Source organism: Streptomyces sp. STAM6 (assembly GCF_054963715.1).
Genome location: NZ_JBUEFZ010000003.1, coordinates 54,049 through 69,984, shown reverse-complemented (window position 1 = coordinate 69,984; position 15,936 = coordinate 54,049). Strand labels below are relative to the sequence as shown.

The 15,936-nt window shown below is 71.2% G+C and carries 14 protein-coding genes and 1 riboswitch; of the genes, 6 read left to right on the top strand and 8 right to left on the bottom strand.

What is annotated here, in order from left to right; genetic code table 11:
• Nucleotides 1–16: 16 nt before the first annotated feature.
• Nucleotides 17–1,303, bottom strand: coding sequence for an extracellular solute-binding protein (locus ACY34K_RS05110; RefSeq protein WP_462744141.1), 1,287 nt, complete (start codon nucleotides 1,301–1,303; stop codon nucleotides 17–19).
• A 284-nt stretch (nucleotides 1,304–1,587) separates the two neighbouring features.
• On the opposite strand from ACY34K_RS05110, the gene ACY34K_RS05105 reads away from it, so the two are divergent.
• From ACY34K_RS05105 to ACY34K_RS05080, 6 genes are all read left to right on the top strand, one after another.
• On the top strand, nucleotides 1,588–2,352 hold the full coding sequence (locus ACY34K_RS05105; protein ID WP_462744768.1) for a GntR family transcriptional regulator: 765 nt from the start codon (nucleotides 1,588–1,590) through the stop codon (nucleotides 2,350–2,352).
• A 452-nt stretch (nucleotides 2,353–2,804) separates the two neighbouring features.
• Nucleotides 2,805–3,071 (top strand): DUF3311 domain-containing protein, encoded by a 267-nt coding sequence (locus ACY34K_RS05100; RefSeq protein ID WP_462744139.1) that lies wholly within the window; start codon nucleotides 2,805–2,807, stop codon nucleotides 3,069–3,071.
• Nucleotides 3,068–4,696 (top strand): monocarboxylate uptake permease MctP, encoded by a 1,629-nt coding sequence (gene mctP, locus ACY34K_RS05095; RefSeq protein WP_462744137.1) that lies wholly within the window; start codon nucleotides 3,068–3,070, stop codon nucleotides 4,694–4,696. Before ACY34K_RS05100 ends, mctP begins: the two co-directional genes overlap by 4 nt.
• Nucleotides 4,697–4,785: 89 nt before the next feature.
• Nucleotides 4,786–5,286, top strand: coding sequence for a GNAT family N-acetyltransferase (locus ACY34K_RS05090; RefSeq protein ID WP_462744135.1), 501 nt, complete (start codon nucleotides 4,786–4,788; stop codon nucleotides 5,284–5,286).
• A 65-nt stretch (nucleotides 5,287–5,351) separates the two neighbouring features.
• Nucleotides 5,352–5,474, top strand: a riboswitch (cobalamin riboswitch).
• A 133-nt stretch (nucleotides 5,475–5,607) separates the two neighbouring features.
• On the top strand, nucleotides 5,608–8,016 hold the full coding sequence (locus ACY34K_RS05085; RefSeq protein WP_462744133.1) for a ribonucleoside-diphosphate reductase subunit alpha: 2,409 nt from the start codon (nucleotides 5,608–5,610) through the stop codon (nucleotides 8,014–8,016).
• Nucleotides 8,016–9,038, top strand: a complete 1,023-nt coding sequence (locus tag ACY34K_RS05080; RefSeq protein ID WP_462744131.1) for a ribonucleotide-diphosphate reductase subunit beta — start codon at nucleotides 8,016–8,018, stop codon at nucleotides 9,036–9,038. The genes ACY34K_RS05085 and ACY34K_RS05080 overlap by 1 nt, the downstream gene beginning before the upstream one ends.
• 71 nt (nucleotides 9,039–9,109) lie before the next feature.
• On the opposite strand, the gene def is transcribed toward ACY34K_RS05080, so the two are convergent.
• The 7 genes from def to ACY34K_RS05045 form a co-directional block, all read right to left on the bottom strand.
• A complete protein-coding gene (def, locus tag ACY34K_RS05075; RefSeq protein ID WP_462744129.1) occupies nucleotides 9,110–9,742 on the bottom strand; it encodes a peptide deformylase in 633 nt (210 codons plus the stop codon).
• A gap of 65 nt (nucleotides 9,743–9,807) precedes the next feature.
• Entirely contained in the window at nucleotides 9,808–10,788 is a 981-nt protein-coding gene (locus tag ACY34K_RS05070) for a tetratricopeptide repeat protein (RefSeq protein ID WP_462744766.1), read from the bottom strand.
• 97 nt (nucleotides 10,789–10,885) lie between these two features.
• Nucleotides 10,886–12,205 (bottom strand): HD-GYP domain-containing protein, encoded by a 1,320-nt coding sequence (locus ACY34K_RS05065; protein WP_462744764.1) that lies wholly within the window; start codon nucleotides 12,203–12,205, stop codon nucleotides 10,886–10,888.
• The gene (locus ACY34K_RS05060; RefSeq protein WP_462744127.1) at nucleotides 12,205–13,644 is read right to left on the bottom strand and encodes an HD-GYP domain-containing protein; all 1,440 of its coding nucleotides are present in this window, start codon (nucleotides 13,642–13,644) and stop codon (nucleotides 12,205–12,207) included. The genes ACY34K_RS05065 and ACY34K_RS05060 overlap by 1 nt, the downstream gene beginning before the upstream one ends.
• 237 nt (nucleotides 13,645–13,881) lie before the next feature.
• Nucleotides 13,882–14,181, bottom strand: coding sequence for a mycothiol system anti-sigma-R factor (gene rsrA / locus ACY34K_RS05055; protein ID WP_462744125.1), 300 nt, complete (start codon nucleotides 14,179–14,181; stop codon nucleotides 13,882–13,884).
• Complete coding sequence (locus ACY34K_RS05050) at nucleotides 14,178–14,834, bottom strand: sigma-70 family RNA polymerase sigma factor (protein WP_462744123.1); 657 nt, start codon at nucleotides 14,832–14,834, stop codon at nucleotides 14,178–14,180. The genes rsrA and ACY34K_RS05050 overlap by 4 nt, the downstream gene beginning before the upstream one ends.
• A 252-nt stretch (nucleotides 14,835–15,086) precedes the next feature.
• Entirely contained in the window at nucleotides 15,087–15,725 is a 639-nt protein-coding gene (locus tag ACY34K_RS05045) for an alpha/beta hydrolase family protein (RefSeq protein WP_462744121.1), read from the bottom strand.
• Nucleotides 15,726–15,936 lie beyond the last annotated feature (211 nt).

The following is a 15,936-nucleotide window of genomic DNA, read 5'->3' as shown; positions in this document are numbered from 1 at the left end:
ACCGGGTGGTCACGGGCTACTGCTGGTTGACTCGCTCGGTGATCACCTTGTCGGCGGCCTCACCGGCCGTCTTGGGGTCCTCGCCCTTCAGCACCTTGGTCATGTAGTCCTTGATCGGGTTGGGCGCGGTCTCGACGTTCGCCCAGCCCGGGGTGACCGGGGTGATCTTGCCGACGGACGCGGACAGCGCCATGGCCTCGGCGAAGGAGCCGGGGGCCGGCTTGAACTGCGCGGCGTCGTTGTTCGGGAGCAGCGCGCCCTGGGTGGCGGCGGCGTACTTGGCCATGTGCTCCTTGCCGGCGGCCAGGGCCAGCCACTCCTTGGCCAGGTCCTTGTGGGTGGAGCGCTCGGCGACGGCGAGGTTGGAGCCGCCGAAGAAGACGGAGCCCGGCTTGTCGGCGGTCTTGCCGGGAATCGGGAAGTAGCCGAAGTCGGCGGTCTTGCCGGCCTTCTTCAGCGCGTCGATCGCGCCGCCGGCCTCCCAGCCGAGACCGATCCAGGACGCGACGCCGCCCTTGGGGACGATGTCGGTGGACTGCTGGGGGGTCGCCTCGTCCTTGTCCTTGGGAGCGGTCGAGTACGACTGCAGCTCCTTGTAGAAGTTGATGGCGGCGGTGGCCTGCGGGGAGGACAGGTTGCCCTTCCACTTGTCGCCGTCCTTGACCGCGAGGTCGCCGCCCTCGTCCCAGAGGAAGCCGGAGAAGACGTACCAGCTCTGGCCGGGGAGGTAGATGGGCTGGGTCTTGGGGTCGGCGGTCTTGAGCTTCTTCAGGCCCTCGATCCACTCGGCGCGGGTCTTCGGCGGGGTCACGCCGGCCTTCTTGAAGGCGGCCTTGTCGTAGACGACGACCCGGTTGGCGGCGTACCAGGGGGCGGAGTAGAGCTTCCCGTCCAGCTCGTTGGAGGCGAGCATGCCCTTGTTCCAGCCGTCGTGGCCGAGCTTGGCCTTGTCGTCCGTGAGGTCGGCGAGGCCGCCCGTGGCCGCGTAGCCGGCGGTCTGGGTGTTACCGAGTTCCAGCACGTCCGGCGGGGTGTCCTCGGAGAGGGCCGTGGTGACCTTCTCCTGGATGCCGTTCCACTGCTGGACCTCGACCTTGACCTTGACGCCCTTGTGCTTGGCCTCGAAGGCCTTGTTGACTTCCTTGATCCAGGCGTCGGGAGCGGACCCGTCCATGACCCAGACCGTCAGCGTCTTGTTGCCGCCGGCCTCGGTGTCGCCCCCCTTGCCGCTGTCGGAACCGCACGCGGCGATGCTGACCACCATGCCCGCGACGCCGATCGCCGCGATGAGCTTGCGCTTCACGCCACCCTCCTCAGGGATGCCTGCAACCCCTGCCCACCGCGAAGCCATACGCCTGGTAGTGCTCGTGGGACTGGGACTTGGTCTTTAATGGTTTAGACCAGTACCCGGGAGCTTGGCCTAGACCTTTAGGGGTGTCAAGGGTGTATAAGAAGGGCAGTCGGGTCCGTTACCGGACCGACACCTGAGGAGGGGCGACGACCCGTGACCGGTCCGTGCCACCATGTGAGCCGCAATAGACGGAGGAGCCGGTGACGGCAGCAGCACAGGAGTCGGGAAGGCGGGCCATGGCCACGGACGGGGGCGGTACCGAGACCGAGAGCGGAAATGCGACCCGCACGGCTCGCGTGCCCAAGTACTACCGACTGAAGCGGCATTTGCTGGAAATGACGGAAACGCTCCCGCCGGGCACCCCGGTGCCGCCGGAGCGCACCCTCGCCGCCGAGTTCGACACCTCCCGCACGACCGTGCGGCAGGCCCTGCAGGAGCTGGTCGTCGAGGGCCGCCTGGAGCGCATCCAGGGCAAGGGCACCTTCGTCGCCAAGCCGAAGGTCTCCCAGGCGCTGCAGCTCACCTCGTACACCGAGGACATGCGCGCCCAGGGCCTGGAGCCCACCTCACAGCTGCTCGACATCGGGTACGTCACGGCGGACGACACGCTCGCGGGACTCCTCGACATCTCGGCCGGCGGGCGCGTCCTGCGCATCGAGCGGCTGCGGCTGGCCAGCGGCGAGCCGATGGCCATCGAGACCACCCACCTGTCCGCGAAGCGCTTCCCCGCGCTGCGCCGCTCGCTGGTCAAGTACACCTCGCTCTACACCGCCCTGGCGGAGGTGTACGACGTCCGGCTCGCGGAGGCCGAGGAGACGATCGAGACCTCGCTGGCCACCCCGCGGGAGGCCGGCCTGCTCGGCACGGACGTGGGCCTGCCGATGCTGATGCTCTCGCGCCACTCGCTCGACGAGAACGGCGAGCCGGTGGAGTGGGTCCGCTCGGTCTACCGCGGCGACCGCTACAAGTTCGTGGCGCGACTCCAGCGCCCGAACGGCTGAGACGGCGGCGACGGGACCTTGCTGGGGGTCCGGGGGTCACCCCCCGGACAGACACAGCGTGGCCCGACTCCAGCGCCCGAACGGCTGAGACGGCGGCGACGGGACCTTGCTGGGGGTCCGGGGGTCACCCCACGGACAGACACAGCGTGGCCCGACTCCAGCGCCCGAACGGCTGAGACGGCGGCGACGGGACCGGGCCGGCTGGACAACGGGGATCCCCCAAAAGGTCCCCCGGACGGACCCGGCGTCGCCCGTTTCGCGGCGTCCGAACGACTGAACTTCCGTTTCGTACCGGCCCGGTGAGAGCCACGCCCCGTCAAAAGGCGTGGCTCTTCACCGTTTCCGCACGTCGAGACTGGTCCGTTATCCGGACGGGGGTTCCGCGCGACGAAACGGTCCCTTAGATTTCCTGCCCATTACGCAAGTGCTCGGTGAGGGGACGGAGTCGCTGCATGTCGCAGGAGCAAGAGGAGAAACAGCCGGTGAGCCCGCCGGCCGTCACCCCGGTGCGGGTGGTGGTGGCGCTCTGTCTGATCGCACCCTTTGTGGCGATGCTCTGGGTCGCCTCGTACGCCAAGCTCGAACCGGTCTTCATGGGCATCCCGTTCTTCTACTGGTACCAGATGCTCTGGGTCGTGATATCGACCGGTCTCACGATGATCGCCTACAAGCTGTGGCAGCGTGACCAGCGCGCCCGCAAGGGGGGTGGGTCGCGATGAAGGACGGTGTGAACGGCGTCGCGCTCGGCGTCTTCGTCTTCTTCTTCCTGGCCGTCACGGTCATGGGCTTCATGGCCGCGCGCTGGCGCAAGGCCGAGAACGAGAACAGCCTCGACGAATGGGGCCTCGGCGGCCGCTCGTTCGGCACCTGGGTGACGTGGTTCCTGCTCGGCGGCGACCTCTACACGGCGTACACCTTCGTCGCCGTCCCGGCCGCCATCTACGCGGCGGGCGCGGCCGGCTTCTTCGCCGTGCCGTACACCATCCTCGTCTACCCGCTCATCTTCACCTTCCTGCCCCGCCTGTGGTCGGTGTCCCACAAGCACGGATACGTCACCACCTCCGACTTCGTCCGCGGCCGCTTCGGCTCCAAGGGGCTGTCGCTGGCGGTGGCCCTCACCGGCATCCTCGCCACGATGCCGTACATCGCCCTCCAACTCGTCGGCATCCAGGCGGTGCTCGACGTCATGGGCGTCGGCGGCGGTGAGAACACCAACTGGTTCATCAAGGACCTGCCGCTGCTCATCGCCTTCGGTGTGCTCGCCGCGTACACCTACTCGTCCGGTCTGCGGGCCCCGGCGCTGATCGCCTTCGTCAAGGACACCCTGATCTACATCGTCATCGCGGTGGCGATCATCTACATCCCGATCAAGCTGGGCGGCTTCGACGACATCTTCGCCGCGGCCGGCGACGCCTACGCGCAGATCAACCCGGCCACCGACAAACCGCGCGGCGCGCTCGTGCCCGGCGAGGCGGGCCACTGGGGCTACGCCACCCTGGCGCTCGGCTCGGCGCTGGCGCTCTTCATGTACCCGCACTCCATCACCGCGACGCTCTCCTCGCGCAGCCGTGACGTGATCCGCCGCAACACCACGATCCTGCCGCTGTACTCACTGATGCTGGGCCTGCTGGCGCTGCTCGGCTTCATGGCCATCGCGGCGGGCATCAAGGTGCAGAACGGCCAGCTGGCGATCCCCCAGCTGTTCGAGAACATGTTCCCGGACTGGTTCGCGGGCGTCGCCTTCGCCGCCATCGGCATCGGCGCGCTGGTCCCGGCGGCCATCATGTCCATCGCCGCGGCCAACCTCTTCACCCGGAACATCTACAAGGACTTCCTGAAGCCGGACGCCACCCCGGAGCAGGAGACCAAGGTGTCCAAGCTGGTGTCGCTGCTGGTGAAGGTGGGCGCGCTGGCCTTCGTCCTCACCATGGACAAGACCGTCGCCATCAACTTCCAGCTGCTCGGCGGCATCTGGATCCTGCAGACCTTCCCGGCCCTGGTCGGCGGTCTGTTCACGCGCTGGTTCCACCGCTGGGCGCTGCTGGCCGGCTGGGCCGTCGGCATGGTCTACGGCACGGCCGCCGCGTACGGCGTCGCGAGCCCCACGCAGAAGCACTTCGGCGGCTCGTCCGCCGAGATCCCGGGCATCGGTGAGATCGGCTACATCGGCCTGACGGCGTTCGTCCTCAACGTGGTCGTCACCGTCGTCCTCACCTTCGTCCTCAAGGCCGTCAAGGCCCCCGAGGGCGTGGACGAGACGTCGCCGTCGGACTACACCGCCGACGCGGGCGACCCGGGCGTCAAGGTCGAGCTTCCGCCGGCCACGGCGGGTGCCGGTCACTGACGGCCCTCGCGCACGACGAAGGCCGCCGCACTCCCTCCGGGGGGCGCGGCGGCCTTCGTCGTCGCCGCACGAGGGGCCACACTGCGCCCATGGACATCACCATCAGGGCCGTACGGCCCGACGAGCACACCGCGCTGGGCGACATCACCGCGGAGGCGTACCTCGCCGACGGGCTGCCGGCCTTCGGAGAGAGCGACGAGTACCTGCACGAGCTGCGCGACGTGTCCGCGCGTGCCGCGGGGGCCGAGGTGCTCGTCGCCGTGGGCGAGAACGAACAGCTGCTGGGCGGCGTGACGTTCGTCGCGTCCGGCGGCCCGTGGGCCGGCATCGCGCGCGAGGGCGAGGCCGAGATCCTGATGCTCGCGGTGGCGGAAGCGGCCCGCGGCCGGGGTGCCGGCGAGGCGCTCGCACGGGCCTGCGTGGAGCGCGCCCGGGCCCTGCCGGGCTGCCGGGGGATCGTCCTGTCGACCCAGGTCGCGATGCGATCGGCCCACCGGCTCTACGAGCGGCTGGGGTTCGTACGGACCCCGGAACGGGACTGGGAACCCCTCCACGGCGTCACTCTGCGCACCTACGGCCTGAAGCTCTGAGCGACACGGCGATTGCCGACCGACACAACATGTGGGGGGTGCCTCAAGGGGAGCCCCCCACATGTATGCTCATGCTCGCTGTCGTCGCAGGGGAATCCGGTGCGAATCCGGAACTGTCCCGCAACGGTGTGTTGGTGTGCCTTTGCGCCCTTTGAAGTCCGAACACCTGCTGACAGTGCGCCCGGTCCGTCCGGCCCGGGTGCCCAGACGTCCGGGCCTCGCGGAGTGGGCCGGTGGACGCGGTGCATGCGCCCCTGTGCCCGGGCGCCCCGCTCCCCTGCCCGCCCGCCGGCCCCGAGCCGAGCGAGGGAGAGCCCCCACGTGACCATCGCGCCAGCCGATCCGGCCTCAAGCGTCACGGACACGGAGACCGACGGACCCGGGACCGCCCACCCGTCTCCCACCACCGCCCTCGACGGAGGTCCTTCGGGCCGCGGCGCCGACCTGCTGCGGACCCTGACGGACCTCACCGCCGATCTGCCCGACACGGACCCCGGCCGGGTCGCCGCCGCCGCGCTGCGCGGCCGGCACGCCGGTTCGGACGACGCCGAACTGCGGGAGCTCGCCACCGAGGCGGCCGCCGGACTCATCTCCGAGGACCCCGCGTACTCGCGGCTCGCCGCCAGGCTGCTGACCCGGACCATCGCCGAAGAGGCGGCGAGCCAGGGCGCGGTGTCGTTCTCGGCGTCCGTGGCCGTCGGCCACCGTGAGGGCCTGATCGCCGACCGCACGGCCGAGTTCGTCCGTCTGCACACCGTACGGATGGACGGCCTCGTCGACCCGGAGGCGGACGACCGCTTCGGCTACTTCGGCCTGCGGACGCTCTACTCGCGCTATCTGCTCCGGCACCCGATCACGCGCAAGGTCATCGAGACCCCGCAGCACTTCATGCTGCGCGTGGCGGCCGGCCTCGCGGAGGACGACTCGCTGCGCGCGCTGGACGAGGTCGCGGCGCTCTACCGGCTGATGAGCCGGCTCGACTACCTGCCGTCCTCCCCCACGCTGTTCAACTCCGGCACCCGCCACCCGCAGATGTCGTCCTGCTACCTGCTGGACTCGCCGCAGGACGAGCTGGACTCGATCTACGACCGCTACCACCAGGTGGCGCGGCTCTCCAAGCACGCGGGCGGCATCGGACTGTCCTACTCCCGCATCCGTGCCCGCGGTTCGCTCATCCGCGGCACCAACGGCCACTCCAACGGCATCGTGCCGTTCCTGAAGACCCTGGACGCCTCGGTCGCCGCCGTGAACCAGGGCGGCCGCCGCAAGGGCGCGGCCGCGGTCTACCTGGAGACCTGGCACGCGGACATCGAGGAGTTCCTGGAGCTGCGCGACAACACGGGCGAGGACGCCCGGCGCACCCACAACCTCAACCTGGCGCACTGGATCCCGGACGAGTTCATGCGCCGGGTCAACGCGGACGCCGAGTGGTCGCTGTTCTCGCCGGCCGACGTGCCGGAGCTCGTCGACCTGTACGGCGAGGAGTTCGACACCGCCTACCGCAGGGCCGAGGCGGCCGGACTGGCCAAGAAGACCATGCCGGCCCGTGACCTGTACGGCCGCATGATGCGCACCCTCGCGCAGACCGGCCAGGGCTGGATGACGTTCAAGGACGCCTCCAACCGGACCGCGAACCAGACCGCCGAGCCCGGCACGGTCGTGCACTCCTCCAACCTGTGCACCGAGATCATCGAGGTGACGAACGACGGCGAGACCGCCGTCTGCAACCTCGGTTCGGTGAACCTGGGCGCCTTCGTCGCCGGAGGCACGATCGACTGGGAGCGGCTGGACGAGACCGTCCGCACCGCCGTGACGTTCCTCGACCGGGTCGTCGACATCAACTTCTACCCGACCGAGCAGGCCGGCCGGTCCAACACCAAGTGGCGGCCGGTGGGTCTGGGCGCGATGGGCCTGCAGGACGTCTTCTTCCAGCTGAAGCTGCCGTTCGACTCCCCCGAGGCGCGCGCCCTGTCGACCCGGATCGCCGAGCGGATCATGCTCGCGGCCTACGAGGCCTCCGCCGACCTCGCCGAGCGCAGCGGCCCGCTCCCCGCATGGGAGCAGACCCGGGCGGCGCGCGGGGTGCTGCACCCGGACCACTACGACGTGGAGCTGAACTGGCCGGAGCGCTGGGCGGCGCTGCGCGAGCGGATCGCCTCGGTCGGCATGCGCAACTCGCTGCTGCTGGCCATCGCCCCGACCGCGACCATTGCCTCCATCGCCGGCGTGTACGAGTGCATCGAGCCGCAGGTCTCCAACCTCTTCAAGCGTGAGACGCTGTCGGGTGAGTTCCTCCAGGTCAACTCCTACCTGGTCGAAGAGCTGAAGAAGCTCGGCGTGTGGGACGCGCAGACCCGGGAGGCGCTGCGCGAGTCCAACGGATCGGTGCAGGGCTTCAGCTGGGTGCCCGCCGAGGTGCGTGCGCTGTACCGGACGGCCTGGGAGATCCCGCAGCGCGGCCTGATCGACATGGCGGCGGCGCGGACCCCGTTCCTGGACCAGTCGCAGTCGCTGAACCTGTTCATGGAGACGCCCACCATCGGCAAGCTGTCGTCGATGTACGCGTACGCCTGGAAGCAGGGCCTGAAGACGACGTACTACCTGCGCTCGCGTCCGGCGACCCGGATCGCCCGTGCCGCGCGGGCATCCATCCCCGTTCAGCAGGTCGCCGACCCCGAGGCGGTCGCCTGCTCCCTCGAAAACCCCGAGTCCTGCGAGGCCTGCCAGTAATGAGCGCCCACCCGTCGCCCGAGAAGAACCTCCTCGACCCGGGCTTCGAGCTGACCCTCCGTCCGATGCGCTACCCGGACTTCTACGAGCGCTACCGGGACGCCATCAAGAACACCTGGACCGTGGAGGAGGTCGACCTCCACTCGGACGTCGCCGACCTCGCGAAGCTGACGCCGGCCGAGCAGCACATGATCGGCCGCCTGGTCGCGTTCTTCGCGACGGGCGACTCGATCGTGGCGAACAACCTCGTCCTGACGCTGTACAAGCACATCAACTCCCCGGAGGCGCGCCTGTACCTGTCGCGCCAGCTCTTCGAGGAGGCCGTGCACGTCCAGTTCTACCTGACGCTGCTCGACACCTACCTGCCCGACCCGGAGGACCGTTCGGCGGCCTTCGCGGCGGTCGAGAACATCCCCTCCATCCGCGAGAAGGCGCAGTTCTGCTTCAAGTGGATGGACTCGGTCGAGAAGATCGAGCGGCTGGAGACGCAGGCGGACCGCCGGCGCTTCCTGCTCAACCTGATCTGCTTCGCCGCGTGCATCGAGGGCCTGTTCTTCTACGGCGCCTTCGCCTACGTGTACTGGTTCCGCAGCCGCGGCCTGCTGCACGGCCTGGCCACCGGCACCAACTGGGTGTTCCGCGACGAGACCATGCACATGAACTTCGCCTTCGAGGTCGTGGACACGGTCCGCAAGGAGGAGCCCGAGCTCTTCGACGACGAACTCCAGCGGCAGGTCACCGACATGCTGAGGGAGGCGGTCGAGGCGGAGCTGCAGTTCGGCCGCGACCTGTGCGGTGACGGCCTGCCCGGCATGAACACCGAGTCGATGCGCGAGTATCTCCAGTGCGTCGCCGACCAGCGCCTGGTCCGGCTCGGCTTCGCCCCGGTGTACGGCTCGGAGAACCCGTTCTCGTTCATGGAGCTGCAGGGCGTCCAGGAGCTGACCAACTTCTTCGAGCGCCGCCCGTCGGCGTACCAGGTGGCGGTGGAGGGCTCGGTCGACCTCGACGAGGACTTCTGAGCCGCCGCGCCTTCCGCGACGGCGAAGGGCCCCGCTCCCGGAGGAGCGGGGCCCTTCGCCGTACGGCGGGATCAGTCGTTCGCGACGACCGGGTAGCGCGGGGTGCCCTCGGCCATCTGACGGAGCGCGTCCTTGCGGTCCCGCTTCGAGAGGCGGTCGATGTACAGGTAGCCGTACAGGTGGTCCGTCTCGTGCTGGAGGCAGCGGGCGAAGTAGCCCGTGCCGCGCACCTTGACGGGGTTGCCGTGCATGTCCTTGCCGTGCACCTCGGCGTAGTCCGGGCGGGCCAGCGAGGCGTACGCCGTCGGGACGGACAGGCAGCCCTCGTTGGAGTCGTCGAGGACACGGCGGTCCGCCGGGAGGTCCTGGAGGACGGGGTTGACGACGTAGCCGGTGTGCCGCACGCCCTCGTCGTCCGGGCAGTCGTAGACGAAGACCTTCAGGTCGACGCCGATCTGGTTGGCGGCCAGGCCGACGCCCTCCGCCGTCCGCTGGCTGGCGAACATGTCGTCGATGAGCTGCGCCAGCTTGTCGTCGAACTCGGTGACGTCCTTGCACTCCTTGTGCAGCACCGGGTTGCCGACGACCGTGATGGGGCGGGAGGTGCCGCGCTCGCGGTACGCGGTCTCGCGCTCCTCGCAGTCCTCCGTGTCGATGACGAAGCCCTCGTCGTCGACCTGCTGAGCCGTCTCCTGCTGCGCCATGTCCGCCACTGCGCCTTCCCTGTCACCCGATGCTGCGTTGTGCCCGTACAGCCTACGGGCACGAGTCAGCAGACTTCTTCGAGATCCCGCCACTCGCGGCTGTCGGGACTGTCCGCCACCCATCCGTCGAGCAGGCCGCGCACCAGTCCGGCGGGCGCCGCGATGCCGCATTCGCGCTCCGGCACCCACAGCTCGCCGGGCGAGCGGTGGCCGAGCGGCCCGGGGTGGCCCGGCTCGCTGTGATCGTGCGGGTCCAGGTGTTCGCCCTCGCCCTCGGCACTGGGCATCCGCGACTCCGAACAGGCACGGCACAGCAGCCGCACCGACGAGGACCAGTCCTCGGCGGCGAAGCCGGCGTCCGCGGCGAGCTGCTCCAGGGCGTCCCGGTCGGCCTCGGTGGCCGCCTCCAGGAGCACCACCCAGGTCGGCACCGGGGACGGCGCCCACAGTTCGATCTCGTCGAAGACGGGGAAGCTGTGCCCGGCGGAGGTGGTGCGTTCACCGTGCGGGACGCCGTCGTGCAGGACGACCTCGCCCCAGCGCCGCCCGGACGACGGCAGCGGGATGGACAGCACCTCTATCCGCGCCGGATCCAGCCGGCGTCCCCACACGACCTCGGCCTCGCCCTCCGGCGACAGCCGGACGGCCGCGCTGCCCAGCTCCATCCCGGCCGGCTCCCCGCCGGCCGCGGCGGCTCCGGGCACCTTCAGCCCGTAGGCCTGCCAGGCGCGGCGCGCCAGCGGCCAGTCCTGGAGCGCGGTGGCGGCGATGCCGACGTTCCACCAGTCCGGTGCGCCGGTCTCCTTGTCGAGCAGGGCGACGGCCCGCAGGCCCGCGGTGCGCGCCTGCTCCCAGTCGTGCCGGAACTTGTGCAGCAGCGCCAGGTTGAACCAGGACTCCGAGAGCCAGGGCTCCAGGTCCGCCGCACGCGTGAGCAGCGCGCCCGCGTCCTCGTACCGCCCGTCCCCGATCAGCGTGAACGCGCGGTCGGTGGCCTGCCGCCACGAGGCGGAGGGCCGATGCCGTACCTTCCCGAAGATCCTCACGATTCCCGCCTGCCGGTCGCTGAAGGTCACTGCCCCCGGACACCCTCTTGTTCGCATCCAACCATGCCGGGTCACACGCCCGCTCATTACCCATGGGTTACCCAGGTGCCGGGCGGGCGACGCCGCCGCGGGCGAGGACTCTGGCGAGGGACTCCACCACGGCCGGATGATGGTCCCGGGCAGTGCCCAGCCTGAGCTGTTCCAGGGCGCAGAGCGCTTTCCGGTCGCTTTCCCCGGACAGGTCGTCGTACGCGTTGACGGTGCGGACGATCCTGGCCGGCAGGGGCTGCTCGCGATACGGGTCGGCCTGCCGCTCCACGACGACGGCGACGGCCTCCGGGACGCCGGTCTGGCGGACCACAGCCCCGCCCAGGAGCGCGATCCGGCGCTGCTCGGCGGCCGGCAGCAGAGCGGTGGCGCCCTCCGGTACCGGGTCGACCAGGGACAGCTGACCGATGTCGTGCATCAGTGCGGCGTACTCCAGGACGGTCAGCTCCGGCCCCGACATCCCGAGCTCGCGCCCGACGGCCCTGCTCAGGGCCGCCACCCGGTGGGCGTGGCCGGGGGACGTGTATCCGGCGACCTCGGTGGCACGCGCGAGGGAGGCGATCGTCTGGCGGTAGGTGGCGCGGACGGCGAGGTACCGGCGGAAGGAGAGCTGGGTGAGCAGCAGCGGCAGGCAGAACACCGGCAGCGCCCACAGCCCTGCCACGGCCACGGCCAGGGCCACGACGGCCCCCGTGGCGCACACGGCCGAGCCGATGCCGGTCAGCGCCCGCAGCTCGCCGCGCAGGACCGGGACGAACGGGACGGGGACGGCGGGCGCGCCGGCCGCGCGCCCGGCACCGCGCGGGAGAGTACGGGCGCTGCGTATGAGGGCGGCCAGGACGGCGTCGCACAGCGCGGTCAGCGCGAGCACGAGCAGCAGGAACAGCGCGTAGTACGGCCCGCGGCCGGTGCTCCTCAGCAACTGGCCGGAGTTGAAGAGAGGCTGGAAGCAGACCGCGGCGAAGCCGACGGTGAGCACCCGGCGGGCGACGTGGTCGAGCGCGGGGCCGTTGCCGCGGGCGACGTGCGGGACGACCCCGGCGAGGGCGCCCGCGACGGCGACGGCGACGATCTGCGGTACTCCGTGGCCGGTGGGACGCCCGCCGGCCTCGCCGAGCAGCGCGTACGCGAGGGCGGCGGCCGCCCCGAGCGGCGCGGGCTCCCTCTCCCCGGGCAGGGCGCCCCAGCGGGCGAGCTCGCCGACGGCGATGAACAGCCCGAAGGCGAGCGCGGTTCCGGGCTCCACGATCCCGTGCCAGAGCGTCCAGCCGAGCCCGCCGGCGGTGAGCGCGCCGGCCGCGGTGTACACGGCGGCGACGGCGGCGGCCGGGGGCCGGACCACGGTGACGGAGATCCGGCCGCCGCGCATCATCGTGTGCCGCCGTGGGCAGGGTTCTCGGACGGCCGCCCGAGACCGCCGGACGCCGGCCGTCGTGCCTGGTCATGGGGAGGCGGGACGTTTCCGCGCGGGGGCGCGGGAACGCCCGGCAGCGTCTGGTCGGCGGTGACCTCGGTCTGCCAGCCGTGCCGGGCGAGCGCCCGGACCAGGGCCTGCACCATCCTCGGGTCGAACTGGGTGCCCGCGCACCGCTCCAGCTCCGCGACCGCCGTCGGCACCGGACGGGCACGGCTGTAGGAGCGGGTCGACGTCATGGCGTCGAAGGCGTCGGCGACGGCCACCACCCGGGCGAACTCGGGGATCTGCGCGCCGCGCAGCCCGTACGGGTAGCCGGTGCCGTCCAGGCGCTCGTGGTGGTGCAGGATCGCGGAACGGGCCTCGCCGAGGAAGCCGATCCCCCGGACCATCTCGTGCCCGTACTCGGGGTGCAGCTCGATGATCCGCCGCTCCTCCGGGGTGAGCGGCCCGTCCTTGCGCAGCACCCGGGTCGGTACGCCCAGCTTGCCGACGTCGTGCAGGATGCCGGCGAAGCGGAGCACCTCCAGGCGCGCCTCGTCCATGCCGAGCTCCCGGGCGATGAGCACGGAGGCGCGGCCCACCCGCTCGCTGTGCCCGCGGGTGTACTTGTCCTTGATGTCGACGGCCTGCACCAGGGCCCGGATCGTCGCCTGGTGGGCGGCGCGCTCCCGGTGGTACTGGCCGAACATCCAGCAGGAGATGTACATGGGCAGCAGCACGAAGAGGGCGGCCGGCCAGCCGTAGGGGCTGCGCCAGAGGACCGCCATCATCAGCCCGGCGAGGCCGTGCACGGCGTGCGGGGCGAGCGAGCGCAGGAGGAGTCCGCGCCAGGCACCGCGCGGCGGCACGTGCTCGGCGGTGGCGCGGATGCCGCCTTCGAGGGCGGTGAGGACAAGGCAGAAGGTGAGCACCGAGGCGGTGGCCGGCAGCAGCGCGTAGGGAAAGTCCGGGGCGGACGGGACGTGGCCGGCGCCGCCGAGCGCGGCGGACCCGCCGAGGAGCGACCCGGTCCCGGCGGCGGCCCAGGCGGCGACGGCGAGCTGGGCGGTGCGCCAGATCCGGCGGGCCGTCCTGGGCCGGTGCTCGACGCGGGCGACCAGGCCGCCGGGCACGGCGACGAGGGCTGCGGCGGAGGGCGGCAGCAGCAGGACGGCGGCGAGCAGGACCGGGAAGAAGGACGCGGCGCCCACCGGCATGACGGCGCCGCTCGTGATCCGGCCGAGGGACGGACATCGGGCCGGCCATTCGCAGAAGGCGTACAGCGCGGCGAGGAGCCCGACGGCTCCCCACGGGGTCGCGGCGCCCGGTGCGAACGCGGGGAGCGCGCACGCGGTGGCGCACAGCACGGCGCAGGTCATGTACGCGCGCGCCGCTGCCGGAATGCCCGCCACGCTCTCCCGCCCTCCCGTCCGTCCCGGTGCACCGGGCTCCAGTTCGCCCAAATTGAGCGCCAGGCTAGCGAGTTGGGTGGGCCGGGGCGGCGGGTCCGAATCGATTAGCACCTTCGGGTGACGTGCTGCCGGCCGCGGGGACGCGATGAACGGGGAAGGGGCGCGCCGCGGTGATCGCGGCGCGCCCCTTCCCGACGGCGCTGTGTCACTCCCCGACGCACACGGCGTCGACGCGGGTCATTCCTGGGTGGCCGTCGACACGTCGTGGTCGGGCACGGCCTGCCCGGACCGGATCAGCTCGATCCGTCCCATCACCTTGGCGCGCAGGTCGGTCGGTACGTCGTCCTGGCCGCAGCAGCGCTTGACCAGCTTCTTCACGGCCTGCTCGAGCCCGTACTTCTCCAGGCACGGAGAGCATTCCTCGAAGTGCACCTCGAACTTGGTGCAGTCGCTGTCGGGCATCTCATGGTCGAGGAACTCGTAGAGATGGTCCAGGACCTCCGAGCAATCCGTCTCGTGCGGCTCTCCGCAGCTCATGAGCCCGAGCCTTTCCGATCGTTCGACGACTCTCCGGCGCCCGCGGGGACCAGACCGCGTTCGCGGGCGTAGTCCTCGAGCATGCCGCGCAACTGGCGGCGGCCACGGTGCAGTCGGGACATCACCGTGCCGATGGGTGTACCCATGATGTCCGCGATCTCCTTGTACGCAAAGCCCTCGACGTCCGCGAGATAGACCGCGATGCGGAACTCCTCCGGGATGGCCTGGAGGGCTTCCTTCACATCGGAGTCCGGCAGGTGGTCCAGCGCCTGCGACTCGGCGGAGCGCAGACCGGTGGACATGTGCGACTCGGCGCGCGCCAGCTGCCAGTCCTCGATCTCCTCGGCGGCGCTGCGCTGGGGCTCGCGCTGCTTCTTCCGGTACGAGTTGATGAAGGTGTTGGTGAGGATCCGGTACAGCCACGCCTTGAGGTTCGTTCCCTCGCGGAACTGGTGGAAGGACCCGTACGCCTTGGCGTACGTCTCCTGGACCAGGTCCTCCGCGTCCGCCGGGTTGCGTGTCATGCGCAGCGCCGCCGAGTACATCTGGTCGAGGTAACCGAGGGCGTCCCGCTCGAAGCGCGCGTTGCGCTCGACGGTCGTCTCCTCGGGGCCGTCGTCGGTCCCTGCGTCGGTCCCAGTGACCGGACCCACCTCCTCCAGCGCTGTGGCGAGACCGAGTGCGGACCCGCTCGAATCGGAGAATAGTCGACCTTCCGGTGACAGTCCCTTCCGATTCTTTCCGCCCGACGCCCGGCCGGGCGCGATCGTGGCCGCGGGCAGAACCGTCCAGGCCGGCTCTGCGGCGTGCGGTCGACTCGGGCAGATGGTCGAACCCATGCGACGGACTCCCTCTCGTGGCTCTCTGTTTCATCGACGAACGTCACAACAGAAGAGGGCCGCTCCTCATTCCCGCAGGGCGGCCACCCATGTCCCGACCCCGTCGGTGATCACCCGGAGGGCCTCCTCCTGCGTGACGGGGGCCCGTTTCGGCACCGCGAAGCCATGATCGCCGAAGGGGACCTCGACCATCTCGTGGTCGCCCGCCGGGAACTCCTCCGGCTTCCCGAACGGATCGCTGCCGCCCTGGACGACGAGGGTGGGCACGCCGGCCCCGAGCAGCTCGTCCGCCCGGGAGCTCTCCGGCTTGCCCGGCGGGTGGAGCGGGAAGGACAGTGCGAGTACGGCGCGGGCGCCCAGCTCGGCCGCGGTGCGGCAGGCGACGCGGGCCCCGGCGCTGCGCCCGCCGGCCACGACGGGCGGGCCGGCCGCGCGCAGCGCGGGCCCCACGTCTCGCCAGCCCTCGTCGAGCCGCTTGGGGGCGGGCGCGAGCTTCTTGCCGGCGACCCGCCAGGGCTGCTCGACCAGGGCGACGCTCACGCCGGCTGCGGGCAGGGCGGCGGCGAGGGCTTGCAGGTCACGGGCCTCGATGCCGCCCCCGGCGCCGTGGGAGAGGGCCACCACGAGCCGGGCGTCGCCCTCGGCGGCGTGCCAGGTGATCCGGGCGTCGCCGACGCCGGTCGGAACGGTTTCACTGTGCGTCACGGAGGTCACGGCTCCATCCTGCCCGGCCCGGCCGCCCGGGTCCTGTCCGGCCGATCTTGCCGGGCGCGCGTGTCCCGCACGCACGCTCGCCGCGCCGTCGTCACGCCGACTCCCCCGTGGCCCTCCGGGCACGGGAGGTGCCCCGCCGCGCCGGCTCCCATCTCCGCCGGTCGGTCGCACGCACCGGACCCGCTCCCTGATCCGGCCGGAC

What these genes read in the sequence shown, in the direction of transcription:
- rsrA (WP_462744125.1), bottom strand. Translation starts at nt 14,181, where the DNA reads ATGAGCTGCGGAGAGCCGCACGAGACGGATTGCTCGGAGGTCCTGGAC.
- mctP (WP_462744137.1), top strand. Translation starts at nt 3,068, where the DNA reads ATGAAGGACGGTGTGAACGGCGTCGCGCTCGGCGTCTTCGTCTTCTTC.
- ACY34K_RS05100 (WP_462744139.1), top strand. Translation starts at nt 2,805, where the DNA reads ATGTCGCAGGAGCAAGAGGAGAAACAGCCGGTGAGCCCGCCGGCCGTC.
- def (WP_462744129.1), bottom strand. Translation starts at nt 9,742, where the DNA reads ATGGCGCAGCAGGAGACGGCTCAGCAGGTCGACGACGAGGGCTTCGTC.
- ACY34K_RS05080 (WP_462744131.1), top strand. Translation starts at nt 8,016, where the DNA reads ATGAGCGCCCACCCGTCGCCCGAGAAGAACCTCCTCGACCCGGGCTTC.
- ACY34K_RS05105 (WP_462744768.1), top strand. Translation starts at nt 1,588, where the DNA reads ATGGCCACGGACGGGGGCGGTACCGAGACCGAGAGCGGAAATGCGACC.
- ACY34K_RS05090 (WP_462744135.1), top strand. Translation starts at nt 4,786, where the DNA reads ATGGACATCACCATCAGGGCCGTACGGCCCGACGAGCACACCGCGCTG.
- ACY34K_RS05065 (WP_462744764.1), bottom strand. Translation starts at nt 12,205, where the DNA reads ATGCGCGGCGGCCGGATCTCCGTCACCGTGGTCCGGCCCCCGGCCGCC.